Genomic DNA, 1,781 nt, shown 5'->3' with positions numbered 1-1,781 from the left:
TGGGTGGCTGGTCGTTGTTTGAGAACTGCACAGTGGACGCGAGCATCTGTGGCCAAGTTTTTAAGGGCGCACGGTGGATGCCTTGGCACCAGGAACCGATGAAGGACGTGGGAGGCCGCGATAGGCCCCGGGGAGCTGTCAACCGAGCTTTGATCCGGGGGTGTCCGAATGGGGAAACCCGGCAGTCGTCATGGGCTGTCACCCGCTGCTGAACACATAGGCAGTGTGGAGGGAACGAGGGGAAGTGAAACATCTCAGTACCCTCAGGAAGAGAAAACAACCGTGATTCCGGGAGTAGTGGCGAGCGAAACTGGATGAGGCCAAACCGTATGCGTGTGATACCCGGCAGGGGTTGCGCATGTGGGGTTGTGGGATCTCTTGTTCATGGTCTGCCGGCCGTGAGGCGAGTCAGAAACCGTTGATGTAGGCGAAGGACATGCGAAAGGTCCGGCGTAGAGGGTAAGACCCCCGTAGCTGAAACATTGACGGCTCGTTTGAGAGACACCCAAGTAGCACGGGGCCCGAGAAATCCCGTGTGAATCTGGCGGGACCACCCGCTAAGCCTAAATATTCCCTGGTGACCGATAGCGGATAGTACCGTGAGGGAATGGTGAAAAGTACCGCGGGAGCGGAGTGAAATAGTACCTGAAACCGTGTGCCTACAAGCCGTGGGAGCGTCGCTGTTGTTCTTCGGATCAACAGTCGTGACTGCGTGCCTTTTGAAGAATGAGCCTGCGAGTTTGCGGTGTGTTGCGAGGTTAACCCGTGTGGGGAAGCCGTAGCGAAAGCGAGTCCGAATAGGGCGGTTGAGTAGCACGCTCAAGACCCGAAGCGGAGTGATCTAGCCATGGGCAGGTTGAAGCGGAGGTAAGACTTCGTGGAGGACCGAACCCACCAGGGTTGAAAACCTGGGGGATGACCTGTGGTTAGGGGTGAAAGGCCAATCAAACTCCGTGATAGCTGGTTCTCCCCGAAATGCATTTAGGTGCAGCGTCGTGTGTTTCTTGCCGGAGGTAGAGCACTGGATAGGCGATGGGCCCTACCGGGTTACTGACCTTAGCCAAACTCCGAATGCCGGTAAGTGAGAGCGCGGCAGTGAGACTGTGGGGGATAAGCTCCATGGTCGAGAGGGAAACAGCCCAGAGCATCGACTAAGGCCCCTAAGCGTACGCTAAGTGGGAAAGGATGTGGAGTCGCAGAGACAACCAGGAGGTTGGCTTAGAAGCAGCCATCCTTGAAAGAGTGCGTAATAGCTCACTGGTCAAGTGATTCCGCGCCGACAATGTAGCGGGGCTCAAGCGTACCGCCGAAGTCGTGTCATTCGTACATGTATCTCTAACGGGAGTACGGATGGGTAGGGGAGCGTCGTGTGCCGGGTGAAGCAGCCGTGGAAGCGAGTTGTGGACGGTTCACGAGTGAGAATGCAGGCATGAGTAGCGATACACACGTGAGAAACGTGTGCGCCGATTGACTAAGGGTTCCTGGGTCAAGCTGATCTGCCCAGGGTAAGTCGGGACCTAAGGCGAGGCCGACAGGCGTAGTCGATGGACAACCGGTTGATATTCCGGTACCCGCTTTGAAACGCCCAATACTGAATCAGGCGATGCTTAGTCCGTGAAGCCGGCCCGATCTCTTCGGAGTTGAGGGTAGTGGTGGAGCCGACGAACCAGACTTGTAGTAGGTAAGCGATGGGGTGACGCAGGAAGGTAGTCCAGCCCGGGCGGTGGTTGTCCCGGGGTAAGGGTGTAGGCCGTGTGGTAGGTAAATCCGTCACACATAAG

1 rRNA gene (running past one end of the window) is annotated in these 1,781 nt (G+C 56.9%); it reads left to right on the top strand.

The window, feature by feature from the left end:
* Positions 1 to 50 precede the first annotated feature (50 nt).
* Positions 51 to 1,781 (top strand): 23S ribosomal RNA (locus tag ABT115_RS30550) (it continues 1,463 nt past the right edge of the window).

The organism is Streptomyces sp. NPDC001832, assembly GCF_040297265.1.
Classification (GTDB): Bacteria; Actinomycetota; Actinomycetes; order Streptomycetales; family Streptomycetaceae; genus Streptomyces.
The sequence above is the reverse complement of the archived record's forward strand: the minus strand, read 5'-3'. Positions and strand labels throughout refer to the sequence as shown.